This is a genomic window from Streptomyces sp. Q2, from assembly GCF_056820935.1.
Window position 1 is genome coordinate 144978 of the sequence record NZ_JBXEJE010000024.1, and the last position, 25425, is coordinate 170402.

23 protein-coding genes and 1 pseudogene are annotated in these 25425 nt (G+C 71.2%); 20 read left to right on the plus strand and 4 right to left on the minus strand.

The genetic code is table 11. The annotated features are described in order from the left end of the window. Positions 1-424: 424 nt before the first annotated feature. The 5 genes from ACWBNA_RS26710 to ACWBNA_RS26730 all read left to right on the plus strand — a co-directional run bounded on the left by ACWBNA_RS26710 (position 425) and on the right by ACWBNA_RS26730 (position 6532). Positions 425-1480, plus strand: a complete 1056-nt coding sequence (locus ACWBNA_RS26710; protein ID WP_482707048.1) for a LacI family DNA-binding transcriptional regulator — start codon at positions 425-427, stop codon at positions 1478-1480. Between the two features lie 136 nt (positions 1481-1616). Next, complete coding sequence (locus tag ACWBNA_RS26715; protein WP_482707049.1) at positions 1617-2861, plus strand: sugar ABC transporter substrate-binding protein; 1245 nt, start codon at positions 1617-1619, stop codon at positions 2859-2861. Positions 2862-2880: 19 nt separating this feature from the next. Next, entirely contained in the window at positions 2881-3852 is a 972-nt protein-coding gene (locus ACWBNA_RS26720) for a carbohydrate ABC transporter permease (protein WP_482707050.1), read from the plus strand. A gap of 11 nt (positions 3853-3863) precedes the next feature. After that, positions 3864-4685 (plus strand): carbohydrate ABC transporter permease, encoded by an 822-nt coding sequence (locus tag ACWBNA_RS26725; protein ID WP_482707051.1) that lies wholly within the window; start codon positions 3864-3866, stop codon positions 4683-4685. An 89-nt stretch (positions 4686-4774) separates the two neighbouring features. Next, positions 4775-6532, plus strand: coding sequence for an amylo-alpha-1,6-glucosidase (locus ACWBNA_RS26730; protein WP_482707052.1), 1758 nt, complete (start codon positions 4775-4777; stop codon positions 6530-6532). 60 nt (positions 6533-6592) lie between these two features. Here ACWBNA_RS26730 and ACWBNA_RS26735 read toward each other — a convergent pair. Beyond that, a pseudogene (locus ACWBNA_RS26735) lies at positions 6593-6757 on the minus strand (MFS transporter); the annotation flags it as partial. A gap of 189 nt (positions 6758-6946) precedes the next feature. Here ACWBNA_RS26735 and ACWBNA_RS26740 point away from each other — a divergent pair. From ACWBNA_RS26740 to ACWBNA_RS26750, 3 genes are all read left to right on the plus strand, one after another. Next, positions 6947-7315 (plus strand): BlaI/MecI/CopY family transcriptional regulator, encoded by a 369-nt coding sequence (locus tag ACWBNA_RS26740; protein WP_482707053.1) that lies wholly within the window; start codon positions 6947-6949, stop codon positions 7313-7315. Next, the gene (locus ACWBNA_RS26745; protein WP_482707054.1) at positions 7312-8223 is read left to right on the plus strand and encodes a M56 family metallopeptidase; all 912 of its coding nucleotides are present in this window, start codon (positions 7312-7314) and stop codon (positions 8221-8223) included. The genes ACWBNA_RS26740 and ACWBNA_RS26745 overlap by 4 nt, the downstream gene beginning before the upstream one ends. Positions 8224-8380: 157 nt before the next feature. Continuing rightward, positions 8381-9406, plus strand: a complete 1026-nt coding sequence (locus ACWBNA_RS26750; RefSeq protein ID WP_482707055.1) for a C40 family peptidase — start codon at positions 8381-8383, stop codon at positions 9404-9406. Between the two features lie 188 nt (positions 9407-9594). On the opposite strand, the gene ACWBNA_RS26755 is transcribed toward ACWBNA_RS26750, so the two are convergent. Beyond that, a complete protein-coding gene (locus tag ACWBNA_RS26755; protein ID WP_482707056.1) occupies positions 9595-10101 on the minus strand; it encodes an NUDIX hydrolase in 507 nt (168 codons plus the stop codon). Positions 10102-10302: 201 nt separating this feature from the next. On the opposite strand from ACWBNA_RS26755, the gene ACWBNA_RS26760 reads away from it, so the two are divergent. From ACWBNA_RS26760 to ACWBNA_RS26815, 12 genes are all read left to right on the plus strand, one after another. Further along, positions 10303-11163 carry a DUF5134 domain-containing protein gene (locus ACWBNA_RS26760; RefSeq protein ID WP_482707057.1) on the plus strand — a complete coding sequence of 287 codons (861 nt, stop codon included), beginning with the start codon at positions 10303-10305 and terminating at the stop codon, positions 11161-11163. Positions 11164-11378: 215 nt separating this feature from the next. Continuing rightward, positions 11379-11831: a cupredoxin domain-containing protein gene (locus ACWBNA_RS26765; protein ID WP_482707058.1), complete on the plus strand. Its 453-nt coding sequence runs from the start codon at positions 11379-11381 to the stop codon at positions 11829-11831. 185 nt (positions 11832-12016) lie between these two features. Continuing rightward, complete coding sequence (locus ACWBNA_RS26770; RefSeq protein WP_482707059.1) at positions 12017-12310, plus strand: heavy-metal-associated domain-containing protein; 294 nt, start codon at positions 12017-12019, stop codon at positions 12308-12310. Positions 12311-12419: 109 nt separating this feature from the next. Further along, entirely contained in the window at positions 12420-14702 is a 2283-nt protein-coding gene (locus ACWBNA_RS26775) for a heavy metal translocating P-type ATPase (RefSeq protein ID WP_482707060.1), read from the plus strand. A 312-nt stretch (positions 14703-15014) separates the two neighbouring features. Further along, entirely contained in the window at positions 15015-15371 is a 357-nt protein-coding gene (locus ACWBNA_RS26780) for an NADH-quinone oxidoreductase subunit A (RefSeq protein ID WP_482707061.1), read from the plus strand. Between the two features lie 23 nt (positions 15372-15394). Next, on the plus strand, positions 15395-16732 hold the full coding sequence (locus ACWBNA_RS26785; protein ID WP_482707062.1) for a hypothetical protein: 1338 nt from the start codon (positions 15395-15397) through the stop codon (positions 16730-16732). Further along, complete coding sequence (locus ACWBNA_RS26790; RefSeq protein ID WP_482707063.1) at positions 16725-17669, plus strand: NADH-quinone oxidoreductase subunit H; 945 nt, start codon at positions 16725-16727, stop codon at positions 17667-17669. Before ACWBNA_RS26785 ends, ACWBNA_RS26790 begins: the two co-directional genes overlap by 8 nt. 28 nt (positions 17670-17697) lie before the next feature. Beyond that, positions 17698-18261, plus strand: a complete 564-nt coding sequence (locus ACWBNA_RS26795) for an NADH-quinone oxidoreductase subunit J (protein ID WP_482707064.1) — start codon at positions 17698-17700, stop codon at positions 18259-18261. Beyond that, positions 18258-18563: an NADH-quinone oxidoreductase subunit NuoK gene (nuoK, locus tag ACWBNA_RS26800; protein ID WP_482707065.1), complete on the plus strand. Its 306-nt coding sequence runs from the start codon at positions 18258-18260 to the stop codon at positions 18561-18563. Before ACWBNA_RS26795 ends, nuoK begins: the two co-directional genes overlap by 4 nt. Beyond that, the gene (locus ACWBNA_RS26805; protein WP_482707066.1) at positions 18560-20407 is read left to right on the plus strand and encodes an NADH-quinone oxidoreductase subunit 5 family protein; all 1848 of its coding nucleotides are present in this window, start codon (positions 18560-18562) and stop codon (positions 20405-20407) included. The genes nuoK and ACWBNA_RS26805 overlap by 4 nt, the downstream gene beginning before the upstream one ends. Positions 20408-20412: 5 nt before the next feature. Then, a complete protein-coding gene (locus tag ACWBNA_RS26810) occupies positions 20413-21918 on the plus strand; it encodes a complex I subunit 4 family protein (protein ID WP_482707067.1) in 1506 nt (501 codons plus the stop codon). Beyond that, entirely contained in the window at positions 21915-23330 is a 1416-nt protein-coding gene (locus tag ACWBNA_RS26815) for an NADH-quinone oxidoreductase subunit N (protein WP_482707068.1), read from the plus strand. The genes ACWBNA_RS26810 and ACWBNA_RS26815 overlap by 4 nt, the downstream gene beginning before the upstream one ends. 50 nt (positions 23331-23380) lie before the next feature. On the opposite strand, the gene ACWBNA_RS26820 is transcribed toward ACWBNA_RS26815, so the two are convergent. Together ACWBNA_RS26820 and ACWBNA_RS26825 are read right to left on the minus strand one after the other, a co-directional pair. Then, positions 23381-23674 (minus strand): putative quinol monooxygenase, encoded by a 294-nt coding sequence (locus ACWBNA_RS26820; RefSeq protein ID WP_482707069.1) that lies wholly within the window; start codon positions 23672-23674, stop codon positions 23381-23383. A 31-nt stretch (positions 23675-23705) separates the two neighbouring features. Next, a partial coding sequence (locus ACWBNA_RS26825; RefSeq protein WP_482707070.1) for a glycoside hydrolase family 32 protein occupies positions 23706-25425 on the minus strand: 1720 nt, incomplete at its 5' end.

The window sequence follows — 25425 nt, forward strand, 5'->3', positions numbered from 1 at the left end:
GAGTCCCGGGAGGTAGTGCGGGATCTTGGTACGCCGGGCACGCCGGTCCCCTCACCACGGTGTCGAACCGGTTCGGGGAAACTAGCACCCGCGAAACAGGCCAGCAATACCTCCGACACGGACTTCCACGCGGGTTCAGCGCGGTCCCCATGATCAGCACCCCGTTCCCGGGAGGCAGGAAACTGGCTGTTCAGACGGCATGACAAAGCATGCGGACAGCAAAACCTGGCCCCGGCCCGAAGGATTTCCCGGCCGTTACAGGAGATACCGCGCCAGGCGTTGACAGCTCGTTCGGTTGCTCCTACCTTCACTTCACGCGAACCGGTTCGACAGACCGTCGCCCCTTCCTCCTCTTGCCCCCAGCCCACAGGACCGGCAGGCTCCTCACCCAGGAGTCGTCGAACCGGTTCGAGCAAGGAGTTCCGTGAACATCGGTGAGATCGCCCAGCGGGCCGGTGTCTCGCGGAGCACCGTGTCCTACGCACTGAGCGGCAAGCGCGCCGTCTCGGACGAGACCCGCCAGAAGATCCAGCGGGTCATCGACGAGCTGGGCTACCGGCCCAACGCGAGTGCCCGTGCCCTGGCCAACGGCCGGACCAACACCATCGGTCTCGCCTTCCCGCCGGCCGGCAGTCACTACACCGGGATGCAACTGGACTTCATCGGCAGCGTCGTCGAGGCCGCCGCGGCCCACGACTACGACGTGCTGCTCTCGCCCAGCGGCAGGGACAGCGACCGCTCGTTCCAGCGGCTGCTGGGCGAGCGGCGCGTCGACGGCGCGATCCTGATGGAGATCAGGCTGCAGGACGACCGGGTCGACCACCTCACCGCGGCGGACTTCCCCACCGTGGCCATCGGCCGGACCGCGCACCCGGAGGGCGGCTGGTGGGTGGGTTTGGATCACACCGCGCTGGCGGCGGCCTGTGTCCACCATCTCGCGGATCTGGGTCACCGCCGGATCGCCTTCGTCAACCGGCCCGAGCAGCTTCTGCGGGCCGGGTACGAGTCGGCTCACCGAGGGCTCGACGGGTTCACCAAGGCGGCCGCGGAGCGCGGGCTGACCGTCCGGACGTACTGCTGCGGAGACGATCCCGCCTCGGGGCAGGCATGTGTGGAGCGGATCCTCCACGACGATCCCGCCACCACGGCCCTGGTCACGCTCAACGAGGCCGCGCTGGGCGGGCTGTACCGCGGGCTGTCCGAGGCCGGCCGCCACGTGCCGCGTGACTTCTCCGTCACCGGGGTCGTGGCCGGCCGGTGGGCGGAGACGGTGACCCCGCAACTCACCGCCGCGGACGTTCCGGCGGAGGAGATGGGCCGCCTCGCCGTCGACCTGCTCGTCGAGCGGCTCGACGATCCAGCCGCACCTTCCCGGCACCACCTGCTCAGGCCGCCGATCTCGTTGCGCGCCAGCACGGCGCCCGCCGGAACCGGGCGCACTCCGGCAGAGCTCGAACCCGGCTCCGGTACCGCCCTCTGACCGCACCTCTCCGCACAGCCACCCTCTTCTCCCTCCCCCGAACGCGCGGGTGTGCCGCGGTAGTTCGCCACACCCTCCCCCGGCCCTGCGCCCCCTGCCTCGGCACCGGCATGCCTCGAACACGAAGGAACGCGTCATGAACAGAGCCACCCGACGGCGTCTCACCGCCGCAGCCCTGACCGTCGTCACCGTCGCCGCAGGCGGCACCGCGTGCTCCTCCGGCGCGAGCGGCACCGCCGACGACGCGGCCGCGAGCGGCACCTACACCGTCTGGGACCCCTACCCGCAGTTCGACACGTCCTCGGCGTGGGCCAAGCTGCTCGACGGCTGCGGCACCGAGGCCGGCGTGAAGATCAAGCGCACCGCCTTCGACACCAGCGACCTGGCGAACAAGGCGCTGCTGGCGGCGCAGCAGGACAACTCCGCGGACGTGCTCATCGTCGACAACCCCGTCGTGTCGACCCTGGCCGAGGCGGGGGTGCTCACCACGACCGACGACAGCAAGCTGGACACCTCGGGCGTGGACCCCAACCTGCTCGCCGCGGGTCAGTCGGGCGGGAAGACGTACGGCACCCCGATCGGCGCGAACACCCTCGGTCTCTACTACAACAAGGCAGTGCTGAAGAAGGCCGGGGTGGACATCGCCTCGGTGAAGGACTGGAAGACGCTGACCGCGGCGCTGGCGAAGGTCAAGGCGGCGGGCAAGAAGGGCATCACCTTCTCGGCGATCGGGACGGAGGAGGGCAGCTTCCAGTTCCTGCCGTGGTTGTGGGGCGCGGGCGCGCAGCTGACCGAACTGGACTCGCCTCAGGGCGTCTCGGCGCTGTCGCTGTGGAGCGACTGGCTCAAGGATGGCTACGCCCCGAACTCCGTGCTCAACAACACCCAGACCACCAGTTGGCAGGAGTTCGCGAGCGGGGACTACGCGTTCGCGGAGAACGGCACCTGGCAGCTCGCCAATGCCGAGAAGGCCGGCTTCGACTACGGAGTCATCCCCGTCCCGGCCTCCGGCGGAGGCAGCGCCGCCGCCCCGACGGGCGGCGAGTTCGTCACCCTCCCGGTGCAGGGCGACACCGGCCGCTACGCCACCTCGCAAAAGCTCGTGTCCTGCCTGACCAACAGCCAGAACCTGCTCGACACCGACACCACCCTCTCCTACGTCGCGCCCACCGGTGAGGTCCAGGACAAGCAGGTGGCGGCCAACGCGCAGCTGAAGCCCTGGGTCGAGGCGGTCAAGGCGGCCAAGGGACGCACCAGCGACGACCTCGGCACCAAGTACCCGAAGATCTCCGAGCAGATGTGGAAGGCCGTCCAGTCCGCCCTGAGCGGATCCAAGTCGCCGAAGGACGCGCTCTCGGCCGCCCAGTCCGCCGCCAAGTGACCGGGGAACAGGCTTCCCGATGAGCCACACGACACACCTGCCGGACAGCCGGCCGGTGCGCGAGCGGAACGGGGCGGCCACCGCCGCCCCGCCCTCCGCACGCCGCCGTCCCACCTCCCAGCAGTGGGCCGCCTGGGGATTCCTCACCCCCGTCGTCCTCTACCTCGGCCTCTTCTACGCCTATCCCCTCTACCGCAACATCGACCTGAGCCTGCGCGACTACACCGTCCGCTCCTTCGTGCAGGGCGACGCGCCGTTCACGGGCCTTGCGAACTACCGGACGGTCTTCGAGGACCCGACGTTCGCCCCCGCCCTCGTGCACACCGTGGTGTTCACGGCCGTGTGTCTGGTCTTCCAGTACGCGATCGGTCTGGCCCTCGCGGTCTTCTTCAACCAGAACTTCCGCCTCTCCGCCACCCTGCGCGCACTGTTCCTGGTGCCGTGGCTGCTGCCGCTGATCGTGTCGGCGTCCACCTGGTCGTGGATGCTCAACAGCGACTCCGGCATCGTCAACGCCGCGCTGCACGCCGTCGGTGTGGGTCCGGTGAACTGGCTGACCTCACCGTCCTGGTCACTGGCCTCGGTGATCATCGCCAACATCTGGATCGGCGTCCCGTTCAACCTGGTGGTGCTCTACAGCGGACTGCAGTCCATCCCCGCCTCGCTGTACGAGGCGGCGGCTCTGGACGGGGCGAACGCCTGGCAGCGGTTCTGGCGCATCACCTTCCCGCTGCTGCGCCCGGTGTCCGCGATCACCCTGCTGCTGGGCCTGGTCTACACGCTCAAGGTCTTCGACATCATCTGGATCATGACCAAGGGCGGCCCGGCGGACTCGTCCACCACCTTCGCCACCTGGTCCTACCAGCTCGGCTTCGGCAACCTCCTGCCCGCCTTCGGGCCGGGAGCCGCCGTCGGCAACCTGCTCGTCGTCGCCGCCCTGGTCTTCGGCCTGGTCTACATGCGGGTCCAGCGAAAGCAGCAACTGTCGTGACAGGAATCGCCATGAACCGACGCAGCCGTACGTGGTGGAAGACGGCCATCGGCCTCCTGCTGACCGCGCTCATGCTCTTCCCGGTCTACTGGATGCTGAACGTGTCCTTCACCCCCGACCAGGACATGCGCAAAAGCCCGCCGGACCTGTTCCCCGCCGACGCCACCCTGGAGGGCTACCGGGCCGTCGTCGACCAGCAGTTGCCCTACCTCGGCACCAGCCTCGTCATCGGCCTCGGCACCGTCGCCCTGACCGTGGCCCTGGCCGCACCGGCCGGCTACGCGCTCGCCAAGCTGCGCCCGCGCGGCGGCGGCATCCTCGGCTTCGTCCTCCTGGCCGCACAGATGATCCCCGGAATCATCATGGCGATGGGCTTCTACGCCATCTACCTCCAGCTCGGCCTGCTCCAGTCCGTGCCCGGCCTGATCATCGCCGACTCCACCCTGGCCGTACCCTTCGCGGTGCTGATCTTCACGGCGTTCATGTCCGGCATCCCCGGCGAACTGCTCCAGGCCGCGCAGATGGACGGAGCAAGGCCGTTGCGCACCTTCTGGTCCATCGTCCTGCCGATGAGCCGCAACGCCGTCGTCACGGTGTCCCTGTTCGCGTTCCTGTGGTCCTGGTCCGACTTCGTCTTCGCCGGCACCCTGGTCAACGGCGGGGCGCACGAGCCGATCACCCTCGGCATCTACCACTACATCGGCAACAACAACCAGGAGTGGAACGCCATCATGGCCACCGCCGTCGTGGCCTCGCTCCCGGCCACGGTAATCCTCGTCCTCGCCCAGCGTTACGTCGCCGCCGGCGTGACCGCCGGAGCCGTCAAGGACTGACCCAGGGAATCACCGTCCGTGCCCCAGCCCGGCCGAAGCCGCTGACCACTTCGCGACAGAGCCACAGCTCGAGAAACGAGTAACGCTTCATGACCGCCGTCCGATCCGGCCCGTCCTTCTCCGTGGACGACATACCGTTCAGCATCCACGGCTCCTGGTTCGGTATCTCTCCCGTGCTCGCGGAGAAGACCCGCTCCGAGGACCTCCACCTCGTCTCGCACCAGAACGGCATGCACGCCGTCCTGCGCTTCGTCCCCCTGGACACGGCGACGGGTGACCGGGCGGAGACCGCCGTGCAGGCGACACCGAGCCGGCTCAGCTGGACCGGCGTGAGCGGCCGCGTGGATCTCGCCTACGAGTCGCCGGACACCGTGCGCCTGCGGGGCGAAGGGCTGGATCTGCACGTCGCCGCCGCGGCGCGGGCCCTGACCCCGTTCAGCGGCACCTACTTCTACCGCGACCCGGTGGACGGCGCGCACGTGTTCACGTCGTACGAGACCGGGCGCCGCTACCGGGTCACCGTGCTGTCCGGCTCGATCGCCGAAGAGGCCGGTACCCAGACGCTGAGCGACGGGGCGCGCGGTGTCACGATCACCGCCGACGGCGGCGACGCCTGGGAGATCGCCGTCGAGGAACTCGACTCGGCACGGCGGCCCTTCACCTCGTCGGCCTCGTTCGGCCAGGTCGTGGCAGCCGCGCGGCACTCGTTCGACGAGTTCACCGGCGCGGTGACCCCGTGGCGCTCGGCCGGCACCCCGGCCGCCGAACTCGCCGCCTACGTGGTGTGGTCCGCGACGGTGCGTCCGGCGGGCCTGGTCACCCGGCCCGCGGTACTGATGTCCAAGCACTGGATGGACAAGGTGTGGAGCTGGGACCACTGCTTCAACGCCCTTGCCCTGGCCCCGGGTTCACCGGAGCTGGCCCGTGACCAGTTCGCGCTGGTCTTCGACCACCAGGACGAGAGCGGGGCACTGCCCGACTCGGTGACCCACTCCGAGGTCCTCTACAACTTCGTCAAACCGCCCATTCACGGCTGGGCCCTGCGCCACCTGCGCAGACGGCTACCCGTCCCCCTCGACACGGCGGAACTGACGAAGACGTACCACCGGCTGGCCCGGTGGACGGACTTCTGGCTCACCCACCGGCGGACACCCGGCGCAGCCCTGCCCCACTACCAGCACGGCAACGACAGCGGCTGGGACAACGCCACGGCCTTCGACCCCGAGCGAGTGGTCGTCACCGCCGACCTCGCCGCGTTCCTCATCCTCCAGCTGCGCGAACTCGCCGACCTCGCCGTCGAGTTGGGGCGACCGGACGACGTCCGCCACTGGACGAGCACAGCTGACGCGACCCAGGCGGCGATGCTCGACCGGCTGTGGACCGGCGACCGGTTCGTCGCCCGCTCCGCCCACGGCGAGGACGCCTGGGGCACTTCCGGTCTGCTCGACCTGATGCCCATCGCGCTGGGCGAGCACCTGCCGGAGAGCGTCAGCGGCGTGCTGGCCGAGCGCATCGAGGCCCACCTCACCCCGCACGGGCTGGCCACCGAACTGCCCACGTCACCGCACTACCGCTCCGACGGCTACTGGCGCGGCCCGATCTGGGCACCGGCCACGGTCCTCATCGAGGACGGCCTGCGCCGCAGCGGCCACCACCGCCTGGCGGACGAGATCAGCACCCGCTTCCGCGCCCTGTGCGAGACCTCCGGCTTCGCGGAGAACTTCGACGCCCTGACCGGCACCGGCCTGCGCGACCGCGCCTACACCTGGACGGCCAGCAGCTACCTCCTCCTCGCCGAAGCCCACGAACTCCGGCGTACCGCGCCCGCCGAGGCCGTCGGCGGCTGAGAGACCGGGGACCGCCCGGCCTGACCGGCCGGGCGGTCGCGGGTTCACTGCTGAGTCAGTGGCGAACGCCTCGACGCGGCGCTCCCCCGCGTCGGCCGCGAGGTAGGCGCGCACGGCCGGGTTGAAACAACGCTCCCGCGAGCCGGTGGCCGCCGAGGCGGCCAGCAGCGCCGGAACCGAGTCCACCAGGCCGAGCGTGGCGAAGCCCACCGTCCGCAGCACGCACCGCGACGACCGGCGTGACGCCGCGTCAGCTCTTGCCGCGTCACGGCGTCATCGCAGGCGCAGGGGCTCACCGGCCCCCGCGTCCCGGGCGGCCCTGCCCCGCCCCGCCCAGGAAGCGCGACAGCCCGGCCGTCTACTATGACCTTGCGTATTCGCTTGCGCATTCGGTGGCGAAAAGGAGTCGGGGCCATGCGACGGCTGGGGGACCTCGAGGCGGAGATCATGGACCGTCTCTGGACGTGGAACCGTCCGGCCACGGTGCGTGAGGTCGTCGACGACATCAACAAGACCCGACCCGTCGCGTACACCACGGTGATGACCGTCACCAACATCCTGTACACCAAGGGCTGGCTGTTGCGCGGCAAGCAGGGCCGCGCCTGGCTGTACACGCCGGTCCGCAGCCGCGAAGCGTACGCCGCCGCGCTCATGGAGGACGGCCTGGGCGAGAGCAAGGACCGGCCGACCGCGCTGGTCCACTTCGTCGAGAACATGTCCGAGGAAGAGGTGGCCGCCCTGCGGAAGGCCCTGCGGAACATGGGACGACAGGCGAAGTCGTGAACGCGGCCCCCGTGCTCATCGGCTACACGGTCGCGGTGGGTTTCCTGGCCCCGCGCCTGATGCTGCGGGCGGGCTGGCCGCACCGGGCGCCCGCCCTGGCCGTCGCCGTGTGGCACACCCTCGCGGTCTCCTTCTCGATGGGGATCGCACTGTCCGCGTACAACCTCGCCATGCCGACCCAACACGTGCACGCGGGCCTGATGGGCCTGCTGCACTCCTGCGGGCTCGACATGGCTGCGGGCAGGCCCGGTCCCGGCACGGCGGACCGACTGGCCGTCGTCGTGCCCGCGGCTGTCGCGATCGCCCTGGTGGGCGGCTTCGTCTTCCACCTGGCGCGGGCCCGTCGGGCGCGGACAGAGCACCGGGAGGCCCTCGACCTGGTGGGCCGCCACTCGCCGCTGCTGAGCGCCACCGTCCTGCCCTACGACATCCCCGCCGCGTACTGTCTGCCAGGCCGCCGCCCCCGGATCGTGATCAGTGACGCGGCCGTGCGCGAGCTGACGCCGGCGCAGCTCGGCGCTGTACTGGAGCACGAGCAGGCGCACATCACGGGCCGCCACCACCTGGCCCTGGCGGCCGTGGAAGCCTTCCACTCGGTGTTCCGCCGGCTGCCTCTCGCCCGCCACGCCCGTGAGCAGACGGCACTGCTGCTGGAGATGATCGCGGACGACCGTGCCCTGCGCAGCCACTCCGACGAGGTGCTGGCCACCGCCATGTACGAAATGGCCGCGGCGCGTGCTCCCAAGGGCGCGCTCGCCGCGGGGGGCCATACCGTCCTCATCCGGCTGAAGCGGATCCTCGGTCCGCGCACGGCGCCCCATCCGGCCCTGTGGGGGTCGGTCGCCGCCGCGGCCGTGGCGGTCGCGCTGGTGCCGCTCCTGTTCGCCTGCCCGCCCGGCCTCGGCTGACCGATGCACGCCGGAGGCCCCCGACTCGGACTCGCTTGCGATTCCATCTACGAATCTACTAAGTTCTACCGCACTTGACTGGTCGGCGCCCTGAGCGCCGACGACGGCCACCGGCCCGTCGCCTGGTACACAGACCGCGCAGAGGAGTCATCCCACGATGGGAACCCACCGTCGGCCCAAGCCGCCCAGCCGCGCCCGGACAGCCACCCTCGGCATTGCCGCCGGCGCCTTCAGCCTGCTGCCGACACAGAGCCAGGCGGCCCCCGGGCCCACGGTGGACGAGGTGCGCAAGCAGGTCGAGAAGCTCTACGAGGAGGCGGAGGCTCCCACGGAGGAGTTCAACGCCATCAGCGAGAAGCAGGAGAAGCTGCGGCGCGAGGTGGCCGGCGCGCGGGACCGACTGGCCCGCAAGCAGCAGGAGGTCAACGAACTCCGGGCCGAGACAGGCCCGTTGGCGGCCGCGCAGTACCGCGGCGGCGGCATCGACCCGAGCGTGCAACTGTTCCTGTCCGGCGACCCCGACGACTACCTCGACCAGGCCGCGATGCTGGACCGCACGAGCAGTCGACAGGCCGAGGCGCTGCGGACGATGCGGGCCAAGCAGCGCGAACTCACCCAGGAGCGAGAGGACGCCCAGAAGCGTCTCGACGCCCTGGAGGAGACACGCACCGAGGCGGCCGAGAAGAAGGACGAGGTCCAGGGCAAGCTCGCCAGGGCGCGGAGGCTGCTGAACAGCCTGACCGCGCAACAGCGCGCCAGGATGGAGGCCGCCCAGGAGCGCGACGACGCCTCCGCGGGCGCCGACGACTCCCCGGCCACCTACGACGGCCCGGCCGGCGGTCGGGCCGGGACGGCGCTCGACTTCGCGTACGCGCAGCTCGGCAAGCCGTACGAGTGGGGTTCGACCGGCCCCGACTCCTACGACTGCTCCGGACTCGTGGGAGCGGCCTGGCGCTCGGCGGGTGTGTCCCTGCCCCGCACGGTCCAGCAGATGTACGACGCGGGCCGCAAGGTGTCCAAGGCGGACCTGCAGCCGGGCGACATCATCTACTGGTACAACGACAACCAGCACAACGGCATGTACGTCGGCAACGGCAAGGCCATCCACGCGCCGCGCACCGGCAAGAACATCGAGGTCGTCCCGCTGGACTCCATGCCGTTCTTCGCCGCGTCCCGGCCCTGAGCACGGCGAGTAAGTCGGCTGACTCCGGCTGCTGGGGGCCTATGAGAGCCGTCTGGAACTGGCTCGGATCCTGCTCGCGGACTTCGGCCGGAGTGTCGTACGCATCGCGGCTCAGCCCTTTCACCGCAGGCTCACCGCCGCGGGACGCCGAGCCGTGGAGCACGGACTCCCGCCACGCGCACCGCAGCTCACCTCTCCCCTTGCCACACCGGCAGAGCGCGATATCGGTCGAACGCCTCGCGAGCATCCGGGACGAGCTCCCGATGCCGGACCACGTCCATGAGTTCGGACCCAGTCAGCCAATCATGCCAAGCGACCTCTGAAGGGTCGGGCTGGACCGGTTCCGTGACGACGACCTCATGCAGACCCAGCCAATACGGGCTGATCACGCCCTCGCACAAGAACTTGAACCGGAAGCGAGGACGGGCATGAACACCGACTTCTTCCCTCAACTCCCGTGCGGCAGCGTCCTCGTACGACTCGGCCACGTCCACCGCGCCTCCGAGCAGCCAGTTGATCTGTCCCGGGAAGAGAGCGACATCGTCCGCACGGCGATGGACAAGGAACCGCCCCGCACTGTCGCGGCACACGATTGTCGATATGCGGTGCAGCCACCGGTGACGAATCGCCTCCCCCCTCTCCACGACATCCAGCACCTCGTCACGCTCGTCGACCCGCTCAACAAGTTCACCCACGGGGCACACGATGGCATGAGGCCAACGGCCTTGCGCCGCTGCCGGAATGAGCGGTCCTGAACACACACCGACCCCGGTACGTACTAAGGGCACTAGGAGTTGGCGGCCGGGAGGCACCCGCGAGTGCTCTGCGCGAGGAAGCTGCTTCGACACCGCAGTTCGTCGACGCTCGGACGAATCGGGAAGGTGAAGATGGGGATCATGGCGCTCAGTTGGGCCATCGCGGCGGTCGCCGCCCTGGTGGCCGCCGTCAGCGCGGTCCGGGTGGTGACCACCAGCGGTGAACCCCGCTTCGTGGCCGGAGGTGATCTGCTGATGGGTCTATGCATGGTCACCATGGCCCTGCCGGCGACGGTCGCCTGGTACGCGGACCACGGCATGTGGTGGTCGGGCGCCTTCGCCCTCCTCGGGCTCGCGGGCGCGGCGATGGCGGTCGGGCACACCCGCACGCGCGGGTGGAAGCACGGCCGTCACTGGCTGCATCTCGTCGTCGGCAGCGCGGGCATGGTGATCATGACGCTCGCCATGACGCGTACGTCCTCCGGCCCGGTGCTCGCCCTGGGCCATTCCGCCACGGGGCACATGCCGGGCATGGAGAACACGGCGAGCGCGTCGGACACGCACCAGATGGCCGGCATGGAGTCCATGGAGGGATCGGGATCCATGGACGGGATGGACATGTCCGGCATGACGCACGCCGCGGCCGACACCGGCGCCTCGGCGGGTTCCGCCTCCCTGTGGCGGCTGCTGATCGTGGCGCTCGCCGTGTACTTCGCGCTGTCGATCGCCGCGTCCGTCTGGGCCAGGGTCCGGGGCACCGGCAGGCGTGGCCGGGGCACGGGCTCGGGGGGCGGCCGGGGTCGCTGGTTGCTCGCGATGCCGGACACCGTGTTCGTCGTCCTGGCCTCGTTGACGATCTCGGTGTGGGACCGGGCCCGGACCGTACAGCGGACCGGCCACGGCCGCCGCCGCAAACTCGGAGCCGCCCCGGACGCGGCGCTGGCGGCCCACATCGGCATGGGCGGGACCATGTCCGCCATGCTGCTGATGATGGCGGTGTGAGGGGCGGGCATCACGGGCCGGCCCGGGTCGACACCGCCCGTCGGGGCGCCCGGACGGGGGACCGCGCACCTGCCTGGCACCTCCACGGGACTGCCTGGCGCCCGGGGAACCGGGGCGGAGAATGGACCCAAGCGATTCATGCGCCCGGGCGGACTCGGGCCCCCTGATCCCCGGCTCAGGCCGCCCGTGGGCGCCCGCACGAAGGGCCCGGTCCGATGTCGCCTTCACATCGCCGCCTACATGCCGTACCACTGGCGCTCGGAGTTGCCGGCGCCCTGCTGCTCGCGGTCGCCTGTTCCGACGGGGACGACACATCCTCCCCTGCCTCCCCCAGGCCCACCGCCTCGTCCACACCACCCGCCCCGTCGTCGTCCGCCCCGTCGTCGTCCGCCCCGCCCTCGTCCGAACCCGCGGGCGCGCCGCGCATCACGATGGAGGACTTCGCGTTCAGCCCGGCCGATCCGCAGGTGCGGCCGGGCCAGAAGGTCACCGTGGTCAACAAGGACTCCGCCGCACACACCGTCACGGCCACGGACGGCGAGGCCTTCGACACCGGGAGCATCTCCGGTGGCGGGTCCAAGACGTTCACCGCCCCCTCCGAGGCGGGCCGCTACGCCTTCGTCTGCACCTTCCACCCGAACATGACCGGCACGTTGATCGTGCGTTGAGTCACCGAAGACCTCGGCCGTCGCCCGTGCCCCGACACGCGCGCCGGCCGACGTCATGCCGTGGGGATGCTCAGGGGGTACCGGCAATACCCCTAGGGGGTATAGTGTTGGTGACTGCGGGAGGGCCGGGGAACCACACCCCTCCCGGAGGACGGCCCACGCATCCACACACTGAGGAAGTAGCCATGACCACCGAGACGAACCCCGGTTCCTGCTGCGGCTCCCACTCCTGCGGTTCCGACGCCGCGGTCGACGTCCAGGGCTCCGGCGTCACCACGGTCTACAGGGTGTCCGGGATGACCTGCGGCCACTGCGAGGGCGCGGTGTCCGAGGAGATCTCCGCTCTGGACGGCGTCACCGCGGTCAAGGCCGTCGCCGACACCGGCGAGGTGACCGTCACGTCCGCCGCCCCGCTCGACGAGGCGGCCGTCCGCGCCGCCGTCGACGAGGCCGGTTACGAGCTCGTCGGCCGCGCCTGACACTCTGGTCGGGGCCACGACGACCCCGGCCGCGAATCCTCCCGCGCCGGGACGTACCGCTCCGCTGATACGGACGCCGTACGTCCCGGCCTCCCCCTGGAGACACGCAATGACCAGCACTGCTCCCGAGAAGACCCTCCCCGGCCCGGCGTCCGGACCCGCCGCCGAGGTCGAGCTGTCCATCGGCGGCATGACCTGCGCCTCCTGCGCGGCACGCATCGAGAAGAAGCTCAACCGCATGGACGGCGTCACGGCTACCGTCAACTACGCCACGGAGAAGGCGAAGGTCTCGTACGCGGACGGGATCGAGGTCGCCGACCTCATCGCCACCGTCGAGAAGACCGGATACACGGCCGAGGAACCGCCTTTGCCCGTATCCAGCACGGGAGACGAAGACGAGGCCCGGATCGCTCCGGCGGCGGACGGTGAGCTGCTGTCCCTGCGCCAACGTCTGTACGTGTCGCTGGCGCTCACCGTGCCGGTCGTCCTGATGGCGATGGTGCCGGCCCTGCAGTTCGACAACTGGCAGTGGCTGTCGCTCACCCTGGCCGCTCCCGTGGTGGTGTGGGGCGCCTTCCCCTTCCACAGGGCCGCCTGGACGAACGTCCGGCACGGCGCCGCGACCATGGACACGCTGGTGTCGATCGGCACGCTCGCCGCGCTCGGCTGGTCGGTGTGGGCGTTGTTCTGGGGAGACGCCGGGATGCCGGGCATGCGGCACGGCTTCGAGTTCACCGTGTCCCGCGGGGACGGTTCCTCCTCGATCTACCTGGAGGCGGCGGCCGGGGTGACCACGTTCATCCTCGCCGGGCGCTATCTGGAGGCGAAGTCCAAGCGCAAGGCGGGTGCGGCGCTGCGGGCCCTCATGGAGCTGGGCGCCAAGGACGTGTCGGTGCTGCGGGGCGGCAAGGAAGTACGCGTCCCTGTCGGCCGGCTGGCTGTGGGTGACCGCTTCGTCGTACGGCCCGGGGAGAAGATCGCCACCGACGGCACCGTCGTGGAGGGCGCGTCGGCGGTGGACGCCTCCATGCTGACCGGCGAGTCCGTGCCGGTGGACGTGAGCGTCGGGGACGCCGTGACCGGCGCGACCGTGAACGCCGGGGGCCGGATCGTCGTCGAGGCGAGCCGCATCGGCGCGGACACCCAGCTCGCCCGGATGGCGAGGCTGGTCGAGGACGCGCAGAGCGGCAAGGCCGAGGTGCAGCGCCTCGCCGACCGGATCTCCGGGATCTTCGTGCCCGTGGTCATCTTCATCGCGGTCGCGACCTTCGGGGTGTGGCTCGGTGCCACCGGCGACACCGTGGCCGCCTTCACCGCGGCCATCGCCGTCCTGATCATCGCCTGCCCCTGCGCCCTCGGACTCGCCACGCCGACCGCGCTGATGGTCGGCACGGGCCGCGGCGCCCAGCTCGGCATCCTCATCAAAGGCCCCGAGGTCCTGGAGTCCACCCGCCGCGTCGACACCGTCGTCCTGGACAAGACCGGCACCGTGACCACGGGCCGCATGAAGCTCCAGGACGTCTTCACCGCACCGGGCGTCGACGAGACCGAGCTGCTGCGGCTGGCGGGCGCGCTGGAGAACGCCTCGGAACACCCCGTCGCGCAGGCCATCGCGGCCAGGGCCGCGGAGCGGGCCGGAAGCCTTCCCGTGCCGGAGAACTTCGAGAACGTCGCCGGCCTCGGCGTCCAGGGGGTCGTCGACGGCCACGCCGTGCTCGTCGGGCGGGAGAAGCTCCTCATGGAGTGGGTCATCGAGCTGCCCCGCGAGCTGGCCGAGGCCAAGGCCGCCGCGGAGGGCGAGGGACGTACGGCGGTCGCCGTCGCCTGGGACGGCAAGGCGCGTGGTGTCCTCACCGTCGCCGACGCGATCAAGGAGACCAGCGCCGAGGCGGTGGCCGAGCTGCGCAGGCTGGGACTGAAGCCGGTCCTGCTGACCGGCGACAACCAACTCGTCGCCGAGTCGGTCGCCAGGGCCGTCGGCATCGACGAGGTGATCGCCGAGGTCCTCCCGCAGGACAAGGTGGACGTGGTCAAGCGACTGCAGAGCGAGGGCCGTACGGTCGCCATGGTCGGTGACGGCGTCAACGACGCGGCCGCCCTCGCCACCGCCGACCTGGGCCTTGCGATGGGTACGGGCACGGACGCGGCGATCGAGGCGGGCGACCTGACCCTCGTACGCGGCGACCTGCGGGTGGCCGCCGACGCGATCCGCCTGTCCCGCAGGACCCTGGCCACCATCAAGGGCAACCTCTTCTGGGCCTTCGGCTACAACATCGCCGCCCTGCCGCTCGCCGCCGCCGGCATGCTCAACCCGATGATCGCGGGAGCGGCGATGGCGTTCTCCTCGGTGTTCGTGGTGACCAACAGCCTGCGGCTGCGGTCCTTCAAGTAGGCGTGACTCCGACAACCGGGGCGCCTGGCCGGACGGCCCGGCGCCCCGGGCGCGTTCGCGTCACCGTGCCGTCCCGCCGGGAGCGATGTGCCGGGGACACACGGGTGCGGCAGCATCTTCCCTGAGTAACGGCTGCCTTGACACGATCCCGTCCTCCGTGAACCATCTACTAAGCAGCTTCATATAACAGATGAGGCTGCCGTCCGAGGACGCACCTCCTGTGTTTCCGGTGTCGCAAAAGCCGTACCCGGCTACGGACTGACATGCTCCCTGGCGTGGCAACCGTGGAGGACGATCCTTGGAGGGCGGCCTGTGCAGACATGGGACTGGCAACCGGTTTTGGTCCTCCTGGTACTGGTCACCGGGGCGGTGGTGCTCCTTCACGCCCTCTCCGTCGCCGTCAGGGCGGTCCGGGAACCGCTGCACACCGGGCCGTTCAGCGGAGGACTTGAGCCGCGGGAGCACGCGTTGTCCCGGTTCCACGTCCGCTGGTATCCGGTCACGATGGTCTTCCTGGCCTTCGACATGGAGATGCTGTTCATGTACCCGTGGACGAAGGTCGTCTCGGCGGTGGGCACGCCCGCGGTCGTCGAGATGTTCCTCTTCCTGGGCATCCTGCTGGCGGGGGTCGGATACGCCTGGCGGGAAGGGGCGTTCCGGTGGAGTTGAGACGCCGACTCATGAGAACAGCCGTGTCCCGTCCGGGAGTTCTGCTCGCGGCGTCTCCCGGAGCCACGCGCGAACGGCTGGCCCTCGAAGCGGAGCTCGTGCAGCGGCGATGGCCTTCGGTGAGCACGCCCGCGGCGGCGGATCTCCTCGTGGTCCTCGGCACCTGCCACGCGGAGCATCAGGACTGGGTCATGAACCTGTGGCGTGCCATCCCGGCACCCAAGGCACGGGTGCTGCTGACGAACGCCGACGAGGTCGCCGCGGTCCTCGATCGCGGGCTGGCTGCCCTCCGGAACGGGGAGCCGCACCGACAGGACCACGAGGACCACCCGCATCACGAGGATGAGCAACACGGCCGGCATGGCCACCATGGTCAAGCAGACCATGAGGGGCACGACGGGCACGACGGGCACGACGGGCACGGCGGCCACGACGGGCATGGCAGCCACGACGCGCACGACGGCCACGACGCGCACGACGCGCACGGCGGGCACGGCGGGCACGACGCGCACGACGGCCACGACATGCCTGGCGCGGATCACGGTCACGCCGGGCACGGCATGGGCGGTGCCGTGGCCGGGTTGCCCATGGCGGATCGTGCCGATGACAGGGACGGGCTGAGGCTCGACCGGCTGCGTGTGCCGCTGGGTCCGGCCCTCGTCGACTGGCCCGCCGGGCTGGTGCTTCGGCTGACTCTGCAGGGCGACGTGGTTCAGCAGGCCGACGTCGAGACGATGGTCCCCGACCACCCTCGCCCGGCCTTCTGGGACGAGCCGTGGCTCCGTGCCGTCGCGGGCGAGCCCGTGACCCGTGGCGAGGCGGCGCGGCGGTTGTGCGCGGCGCACCTGGACAGCCTGGGCCGGTTCTTCGCGGTGACGGGGTGGGCCGACCTGGCCGCCAGGGCCCGGTACGCCCGGGACAGCGCCCTGGCAGGGGCGGGAGCCACCGAACTCTCCGCTCTCGTACGCCCCTTGATCCGCCGGGCCGGGAGATCGCGGGCCTTGCGGTGGCTGATCGCCGGGCTGGGACCGCTGGACGCCGGGTACGCGGTGCGTTTCGGGATCACCGGTCCTGCCGCAATCGCCGACGGGGACGCGTACAGCCGGATGCTCGTGTGGCTCGACGCGGTGGGGCGCAGTGCGGCCGCCTGTGACGACGGCCGCCTGCTGGACGCGGCCGAAGCCGTCGGGCCTCGTGGGCGGGTCGACGGGCCGGTGCCCGCGTCGCGGGCGCTGCTGGATGTCCTGCCCGGCCTGCTGGAGGGTGCCGAGTTCGCGAGCGCGCGGATCATCGTCGCCGGCCTGGACCCGGATCTCGACGAGCTCGCGCCCGTTGCCGTGACGGGGGCAGCCGATGGCTGAACGTACCCCCCTGTGGGCGGTGTTGGTCCTGCCGGCCCTCATGGTCGCGGCCGCCCTGGTGGTGGCGGGGCTCGACGCCGTGTTCGCGTCCGGCGCGCGGAGCGGGCGCGCGGGATCCCTGCGTGAGGCTGCCTCCCGCGCGGTGGGACCCGGCCGCGAGGTGCTGCGGCAGCTCGTGCAACAGCCGCGACGCACCCGGGCCTCCGACGTGCCGCTGGCCCGCATCGGTGCGGCTCTCCTTCCCGTCGCCGCCGTGCTGGCCGCCGTCGTCCTGCCGCTCGGCTTCCGGTCGGTGAGCGACCTGCCGGAGGGGATCGTCTGGTTCAACGCCATGGAGGCGTTGGCCTGGGCGGCCGTTTGGCTGGCCGGCTGGGGTCCGAACTCGGCGCTCTCGCTCATCGGCGGGTACCGGTTCCTGGCCCAGGGACTGGCGTACGAGCTGCCGCACATGCTCGCGATCACCACCGCCGCGCTGGGGGCAGAGTCGCTGCGGGTGGGCGATGTCGTCGATGCTCAGGCCGGGTTGTGGTTCGCGGTGTGGATGCCGGCCGCTTTCGGGATCTATCTGCTGAGTGCGATGGCGATGGCGTTCTGGGGGCCGTTCGACCAACCCGTCGGCCACGACCTCGCCGGGGGCGCGGCCCTGGAACTGTCGGGCGCGGACCGGGTGCTCTTCCTCGGTGGCCGGTGGCTGCTGCTGGTCGTGGCGGCGGCGTTCAGTGTGCCGCTGTTCCTGGGCGGCGGGCACGGGCCGCTCCTGCCCGGGTGGGTGTGGACCGTGCTCAAGACGGCAGCCGTGCTGGCCTTCCTGGTCTGGGCCCGGCGCAGGGTGCCGACCCTGCGTATGGAGCGCTATCTGGAGCTGACCTGGGTCGTGTTGACCCCGCTGGCCGTCGTGCAGGCGCTGGTCGTGGCCGTCGTCGTCCTGAACCGGTGACGTCGATGGCGAGAGTGAGGTGTCGTACGTGATGGATGTCGTGGTGTTCTGGGTGTCGGCCGTCCTCGGCGTCGTCAGCGGCGTGATGGTGTTCCGCTTCGACTCCATGGCCCGGGCGACGTTCTCGCTGCTGACCTCGCTGCTGTGCGTGGGCGGCCTGGTCGTGCTGCTGGGGCTGGACTACCTGGGGATCGTCATCGTGCTGATGATGACGATCGAGATGGCCATCATGGCGGTCTTCATGGTGATGTACATGATGAATCCGGCCGGGCTGATGCCGATGACGATGACGCACAACAAGAAGGGTGCGGCCGTCGTCTGCGGCCTCGTCTTCCTCCTCCTGGCCGCCGGGATCCTGTTCGCGCCCTGGCCCGCCCGGCGCGGAAAGGCAGCCTCCGATCCGACCATGGAACTCGGCATGTCCCTCATGGGCCCGCAGATGCTGACGATGATGACGCTGGGCATGGCCCTGTTCGCGACGATCGTCGCGACCGTGGTGCTGGCCACCCGACGAGGACGGTACGACCGGCTCGGCGACGACCTGCGGGCGCGGCGCCCGGAGGATCCCGTACGAGGCGGTGTCGGCCGGTGAGTCTGGAACTGTTTCTGCTGTTGGCGGCGGCACTGTTCTGCGTCGGGCTGTTCGGAGCCCTCACCCAGCAGTCGATCGTGATGCTGATGATGGGCCTCGAACTGATGCTGGGCGGGGTCATCCTGGGCGCCGCGGCCGTCTGGCACTACATCGCTCCGGCGGCGGCCGACGGGCAGGTGCTGATCGTCCTCGCGGTCACGGCGATGGCGCTGGAGATGGCGGTCGGGTTCGCCGTGGTCACCGCCCTGTTCCGCTCCCGCGAGGTCGACATGACCGACATGGCGGCGGAGTTGAAGGAGTGAGCGCCCTGCTGTGGGCCCTGGTCGCCCTGCCGCTCGGCACCGGTGTGCTGCTGCTCGTGACGGGACGTCGGGCCGATCGCGCGGCGCCGGCGGTGGCTCTCACCGTGGTGACGGCCGCCCTGGGGCTCGCGATCGCCGCTGCCTTCCGGCATCCGACCGCGCGGGCGCCGTTCCTCGACGGACTGCCGATGCGGTTCGCGGTGGACGGCCTGTCCGGGCTGCTGGCCGTCACGGTCGCCGCGGTCACACTCGCCGTACTCCTCTTCAGCGCCGCCGAGTTCGGCGCCGACGAGGCCCGGGCGCGGTTCTTCGGACTGATGCTGCTGTTCGCCGGGAGCATGCTCGCCACGGTGACCGCCGCGACCCTCCCGGTCCTGCTCATGGGCTGGGAGGCCATGGGCGCCACCTCGTGGGCGCTGATCGGCTACTGGTGGCGGGACCCGGAGCGGACGAGAGCGGCCGACACCGCGTTCCTCACCACCCGTACCGCGGACCTCGGCCTCTACCTGGCGGCGGGCGCGGCCCTCGCGAGCGGCCAGGACCCGACGCTGTCCCTCGACGGCCTGGCGCGCGCCGACGACCCGTGGCTGTCCTTCGTCACCGCGGGCATCATCGTGGCCGCCCTGGGCAAGTCCGCCCAACTGCCCTTCAGCTTCTGGCTGTCGAAGGCCATGCAGGGCCCGAGCCCGGTCTCCGCGCTGCTGCACTCCGCGACGATGGTGGTCGCGGGGGCGTATCTGCTGCTGCGCACCGGCCCGCTGCTGGACGCCTCCGGCTGGGGCGACGACGTCGTCGCGTGGACGGGCGCCGCCACCGCGCTCTGCCTCGGGCTCGTCGCCGTGGCGCAGACCGACCTCAAACAGCTGCTGGCCGCGTCGAGTTGCGCCCAGATCGGCTTCATGGTGCTGGCCGCCGGTGCCGACGCGACCTCCGGCGGCACGCTCCAGCTCCTCGCCCACGCGGCGGCGAAGAGCCTGCTCTTCCTCGGCGCGGGCGCCTGGCTGACGGCGCTGGGCACGCAGCGGCTCCCCGAGCTGCTCGGCGCCGCCCGCCACAGCCGGACCGTCGGCGTGGCCTTCACCGTGGCCGCGCTCTCCCTGGCCGGGTTTCCGCCGCTCTCGCTGTGGGCCGCCAAGGACGTCGTCCTCGCGGGAGCCCTGGAGCGCAGCCCCTGGCTCTACGCGGCCGGCCTGGCCGCCGCCCTCCTGTCCGCGGTCTACAGTGCCAAGGCCCTCTGGTACGTGTGGCGGCACGCGGCGCCACGGTCCGACGCCCGGCGCGTACCGGCTGGTGCGATGCCGCCCTTGGTCCTGCTGGCCCTTGCCTGCGTCGCGCTGACGCCGTTGGCCTTCCCTCCACTGCGTGACAGCCTCGGACGCGTCCTCGCCCAGCCCGGTCAACCGGATCCACTCGCCTGGGAGTTCGTGCTGTCCGGGGCGCTCGCTGTCCTCGCCGGCATGGCCGCGTGGGTGTGGGGAGCCCGTCCGCTGCCGCTGCCCGAGCGTGCCACGTCCGCCTTCGTGGACTGGCTGCACCTGGAGCGCGCCGCGCAGACCCTCCTGGTCGTCCCCGTGATGCGGCTCGCGCACCTGGCCGCCGCGGTCGACGACCGGGTCGTCGACCGTGCCGTCGACGATTCGGCCGCGGTGGCCCTGCGGCTCGCCCGCTGGACGGACGGTGCCGTGGAACGTGCCCTCGACGGGACGGTCACCGCCCTCGCCGCCGGGACCCGCGCGCTCGGCCGCTGGTCCCGCCGCCCGCAGACCGGGCAGGTGCACCAGTACCTCGCCCAGGCCGTCGCCGCCTTCACCGTCCTCGCCGTCGTGTTCGTCCTCGTGAGGTGACCCGCTTGCTGACCGCCCTCGTCTTCGCGCCCACGGCCGTCGCCCTGATGCTGTTCGCCCTCCCCCGCCGTACGACGCCCGCGGTGTTCCGCGCCGTCTGGGTGGCGGTGTCCGGTGCCGAGCTCGCCCTGGTCGTCGCCCTGTGGGCCGGGTACGACGCCGGCGGCGGCATGCAGTACGAGGAGCGGGCCCGCTGGATCCCGAGCGCGGGCGTCGGCTACCACGTCGGCGTGGACGGACTCTCCCTGCCGCTGCTCGCCCTCACCTGCCTGCTGTTCCTGGCCTGCGCGCTGTACTCGCTGCGGGAGAACCGCCGGGTCCGCGAGTTCGCCGCGCTGTTCCTCTTCCTGGAGACCACCTGCCTGGGGCTGTTCGCGGCCCTCGACCTGATCCTGTTCTTCGTCTTCTTCGACCTGTCCATCGTGGCGATGTACTTCGTCATCGCCGGCTGGGGGCACCGGCAGGCGGCCCGGGCCGCGCTGAAGTTCTTCCTCTACACCTTCGTCGGTTCGCTGGCCCTGCTGCTCGGCTTCATCGGCCTGTACCTCGCCGCGTCACCGCACACCTTCGACATGGTCGAGCTGACCGAGCAGAACCCGCTCGCCGGACGCTCCGTCTACGGAGCCCTGGTCCTGCTCGCCGTGGTCGTCGGCCTGGCGGTGAAGACCCCGACGGTGCCCTTCCACACGTGGCTGCCACCGGCCCACGTCGAGGCGCCCGCCGCCGGCTCGGCCATCCTCGCCGGGGTGCTGCTGAAGATGGGCACGTACGGGTTCGTCCGGATCGCCATGCCGATGCTCCCCGAGGCCTGGCGCCGTTACGCCCTCGTCCTGGTCGTCATCGGCGTCGTCTCCGTCCTCCACGGGGCCCTGGTCGCCCTCGCCCAGACCGACTTCAAGCGGATGGTCGCCTACACCTCGGTGAACCACATGGGCTACGTCGTCCTCGCCGTCGGCGCCGCCGCCGCGACGGCGGACAGCTCCGCGCAGGCCCGCTCCCTCGCCGTCACCGGAGCGGTCACGCAGATGGTCAGCCACGGGCTGCTCACCGGCGCGCTGTTCCTGCTCGCCGGGGTGCTGTACGAGCGCGGCCGGACGTACGACATGGCCGCCTACTCCGGACTCGCCGCCGCGGCCCCGGCCTTCGCGGCCATGACCGGGGTCGCGGCCTTCGCCTCGCTCGGGCTGCCCGGGTTCTCCGGCTTCGTCGCCGAGTTCCAGATCTTCACCGGCAGCCTGGGACCGCGGCCGGTGGCCACGGCGCTCTCGGTACTCGGCATCCTGCTCACGGCAGGGCTGTTCCTGCGCGCGCTGCGGCAGGTCTTCACCGGGCCGCTGCGCCTGCCCGACGCGCCCGGCACGCCACGCGTGTTCCCCGACATGCGCGCGCACGAGGCCCTCGCCGTCGTGCCCCTGCTCGTCCTGGCCGTCGTCCTGGGAGTGGCGCCCCGCTTCCTGCTGGACGTCATCGAGCCGGCCTCCCGGTCCGTCCTGGAGCTGCTGGCCCGATGACCGAGATGAACGAGAACCCGCTCGACCTCCTTCCCGAGGTGCTGCTCGCCGCGTCCGCCGTGCTCGGCCTGCTGCTCGGTTCCTGGCTGCCGCGCGCCCGGCAGTGGGCCGTCGGCCTGCTGGCGGCCCTGGCGTGCGTGGCCGGGATCGTCGCCGCCGCGGTGGCCGCCGCCGAGCCCGCCACGACCGCCTTCGGCGAAGCGTTCGCCGTCGACCCGGTGACCAGCACGTCCCGGATCGTGGTCCTCGGCGGCACGCTCCTCGTCCTCGCCGTCTCCTTCGGCCCCCTGCGCGCGGACCCGCGGGAGAGCGAGTTCTACGTCCTGCTGCAACTGGCCGCCCTGGGCGCGCTGATGATGGCCGGAGCACAGGACCTGCTCCTGCTCGCCGCCGCGTACCTGCTGGCGAGCATCCCCGCCTACACCCTCGCGGGGTTCCGCAAGGACGGGCCGGGCACCGAGGCCGCCCTCAAGTACTACGTGGTCGGCGCCCTGCTCGGCGCCCTCCTGCTGACCGGGATCACCGTCCTGTACGCGGCCGGACGGGGCACCGGCTACCCGATGCTCGGGGACGCCTTCCGCGACGCGCCCGAGGCGCTGGTGGCCACGGGGGCGATCGGGCTGCTGGCGGGCATCCTGTTCAAGGCCGGCGGTGTGCCGGCGCACTTCTGGGTGCCCGACGCCGTGCAGGGCAGCAGCCCGCCGGTCGCGGCCCTGCTGACCACCATCCCGAAGATCGGAGCGCTCGCCGCGCTCTTCCGGCTCGGCGAGGCGGTGTTCGCGGACAGCACGATGCCCTGGCCCGCGCTCGTCTCCGTCCTCGCGGCCGCGTCCATGACGCTCGGCAACCTCGGCGCGTTCTTCCAGCAGGACGTGAAACGGCTGCTCGCCTACTCGACGATCAGTCAAGTGGGCTACCTGCTCGTGCCGGTGGCCGTCGCGGGCCGGTCCGACCTCGCCCAACAGGCGCTGCTGTACTACCTCGCGGCGTACACGGTCACCAACCTCGGTGCCTTCGCCGTGGTCTGTGCCCTTCCCCGCGCACACACCGTGGACGACTACAGAGGCCTCGCCGCAGAGCGTCCCCTGCTCGCCGCGAGCCTCGTCGTCTGTCTGCTGGGGCTCGTCGGAACGCCCCCGACGGCCGTGTTCCTCGGCAAGCTCGAGGTGTTCGGCGCCGCGTTCGACGGTGACTACGCGTGGCTCGCCGTGCTGGCCGCGGTCAACACCGTGGCGTCCCTCTTCTACTACCTGCGCTGGATCGTGCCGGCGGTCTCGCGGGGCGGGGCAACACCGGTTCCTGCCGACGGCGACCGCGTGGCGCGCGTCGTGGCGTACGTCGCCACTGCGGTGTCAGTCGGGCTCGGCCTGGCGGGTGGGCCGGTGCTCGATGCCCTGACCGGACGTGCGTGACCTGACGCCGGCCGGGCCCGGCCGGCGTCAGTCACCGGGTCAAGGGAGCGTCACGTCACCGGGTCGAGGAAGGTCAGCACCGAGGCGTCCTCCTCGATCAGCGGAGTGAGCGCGGCGTTGAACGGGCCGCCGTAGGGGGCCTTCAGATGTGCCTGGAAGGCGTCCTCGTCCCGGTACACCTCGAAGATCCAGAAGCCGCGGGGGTGGGTCGCCTTGGTGTAGACGTCGAAGGCGAGGTTGCCTTCTTCCTGGCGCACCTTCCGCGCGTACTCCAGGGTCAGGCGGGCGACCTCGTCCTGCGCGCCCTCGCGGGCGGTGAACTCGGCGAGCAGGGTCTTGTTCACGGTGGGGCGTCCTTCGTGGTCGGGATGGGGATCAGTCGCGGTAGGAGCCGAGGTGCCAGACGCGGGCCTGGTCGAGCCTCACCGAGCCGTTCTCGGCGAAGACCTCCACTCCCCGGCTGGTGGGGTCGGGGAAGATCTGGTCGGTGATCACCGCTTCGCCGTTGCCGCCGAACACCTCAACGGACGACCGGTCGACGAGGATACGCAGCTTGACCTTGCCGTTTTTGGCCTGCAGCGGGGCTCGCTGGACGCCGGGGAAGGTGCTGTTGAAGTCCACGGCGCCGGAGCGGGTGCGGTCGACGTACAGCTCCCGTGTCGTGGTGTCGTAGCCGATGACGGTCTCCTCGCCGCCCGCGCCGGTGCGCACCTTGAGGCCGAAGCGTTCGGCGTCCTTGAGGGAGAAGGTGGCCTCGATGTCGAGTGCGTCGCCCTTGGCCGCGGCGCCGATCAGGGGCTTGGTGGTGCTGTCGACGGTGACGCCGGCCGCCGTGGCCGGGCCGCTCTGCCGGAGGGACTCCAGGCTGCCGACCGGCTTGCTGGTCAGCCGGACCTGGCCGTCGATCGTGCGCAGGGCCATCTCCCGGGGGGCGCTTTGCGCGCCGCGCCACGGGGAGGTGGGGACGGCGCCGCCGTAGTCCCAGTTGTTCATCCAGCCGATCATGTAGCGCTTGCCGCCCGGGGCGTTCTCCCAGGACACGGCCGCGTAGTAGTCCTTGCCGTAGTCGGCCCAGTCGGCGCGCTGCACGACGGACTTGGCCGGGGTGGCAGCCGTGGTGAACCGGTCGGCCAGGATGTGGCCCCAGCCGGCGGAGTTCATGTCGACGATCTGTATCCGGGCCTTCTTGCCGGCGTAGGGGCGCATGTCGAAGGACGCCCAGTCCAGGGTCTCGCTGTTGGAGCCGGTGGCGCTGCGGACGACCTGGCCGTCGACGATCAGGTTGACGGACGTCTCCTGGGAGACGGGCTGAGCCGCGCTGTCGGACAGCATGATGTGGTCGACGTTGAGGTGGCCCCAGCCGCCGCTGTTGTTGTCGACGATCCTGATCCGCGCCTTCTTGCCGGCGAGGTCGCCGACGTCCCACGAGGCCCAGTTGAGCGCCTCGCCGTCCTTTCCGGTGGCGCTGCGGACGACCTGGCCGTCGACGAGGAGTTCCACGGCGGTGGGGTCGGCGGAGTCGGCGGGGTGGTTGCCGCCGCCGACGAGGAAGTTGATGTGGCTCTTGTCGAGGGTGAATTCGGGTGAGGTGAGTGTGCCGGTGGTGGCGTCGCCGTTCAGGTAGGTGTTGACCAGGCCGCCGCCCAGGAAGCCCGAGACTTCCTGCTGGTTGGGGAGGGTGCCGGGGGCCGGCGCGGTGCCGAAGGCGTCTCCGGTCGTCGTCCAGTCGCCGTAGGTGCCGCCTTCGAAGTCGGCGAGGACCGTGCCCGCGGGCGGCGGTCCCTGTTCCATGACGGTTCCGGACTCGTGCGGGTGCCGTCCCCCGCCGACCTTGAAGTTCAGGTAGGGGCTGTCGACGGTGAAGTCGGGGGAGGTGAGTGTGCCGGTGGTGGCGTCACCGCCGTGGAAGCTGTTGGCGAGGCCCTTGCCGTCGAAGCCGTCGACGGTCCCCTGCCCGGCCACTGCCCCGGCCGCCGGTCCGTCGCCGAACGCGGTGCCGGTGGCCGCCCAGGTACCGAAGTCGGTGCCCTCGAAGTCCTGGACCACCGTGCCGGCGGGCGGGGTGTAGGTGCCCTTGTCGTCGGCGGTGAACTTC

What these genes read in the sequence shown, in the direction of transcription:
- ACWBNA_RS26725 (WP_482707051.1), top strand. Translation starts at nt 3,864, where the DNA reads ATGAACCGACGCAGCCGTACGTGGTGGAAGACGGCCATCGGCCTCCTG.
- ACWBNA_RS26730 (WP_482707052.1), top strand. Translation starts at nt 4,775, where the DNA reads ATGACCGCCGTCCGATCCGGCCCGTCCTTCTCCGTGGACGACATACCG.
- ACWBNA_RS26760 (WP_482707057.1), top strand. Translation starts at nt 10,303, where the DNA reads ATGGCGCTCAGTTGGGCCATCGCGGCGGTCGCCGCCCTGGTGGCCGCC.
- ACWBNA_RS26715 (WP_482707049.1), top strand. Translation starts at nt 1,617, where the DNA reads ATGAACAGAGCCACCCGACGGCGTCTCACCGCCGCAGCCCTGACCGTC.
- ACWBNA_RS26750 (WP_482707055.1), top strand. Translation starts at nt 8,381, where the DNA reads ATGGGAACCCACCGTCGGCCCAAGCCGCCCAGCCGCGCCCGGACAGCC.
- ACWBNA_RS26770 (WP_482707059.1), top strand. Translation starts at nt 12,017, where the DNA reads ATGACCACCGAGACGAACCCCGGTTCCTGCTGCGGCTCCCACTCCTGC.
- ACWBNA_RS26815 (WP_482707068.1), top strand. Translation starts at nt 21,915, where the DNA reads ATGACCGAGATGAACGAGAACCCGCTCGACCTCCTTCCCGAGGTGCTG.
- ACWBNA_RS26775 (WP_482707060.1), top strand. Translation starts at nt 12,420, where the DNA reads ATGACCAGCACTGCTCCCGAGAAGACCCTCCCCGGCCCGGCGTCCGGA.
- ACWBNA_RS26720 (WP_482707050.1), top strand. Translation starts at nt 2,881, where the DNA reads ATGAGCCACACGACACACCTGCCGGACAGCCGGCCGGTGCGCGAGCGG.
- ACWBNA_RS26765 (WP_482707058.1), top strand. Translation starts at nt 11,379, where the DNA reads ATGTCGCCTTCACATCGCCGCCTACATGCCGTACCACTGGCGCTCGGA.
- ACWBNA_RS26740 (WP_482707053.1), top strand. Translation starts at nt 6,947, where the DNA reads ATGCGACGGCTGGGGGACCTCGAGGCGGAGATCATGGACCGTCTCTGG.
- ACWBNA_RS26790 (WP_482707063.1), top strand. Translation starts at nt 16,725, where the DNA reads ATGGCTGAACGTACCCCCCTGTGGGCGGTGTTGGTCCTGCCGGCCCTC.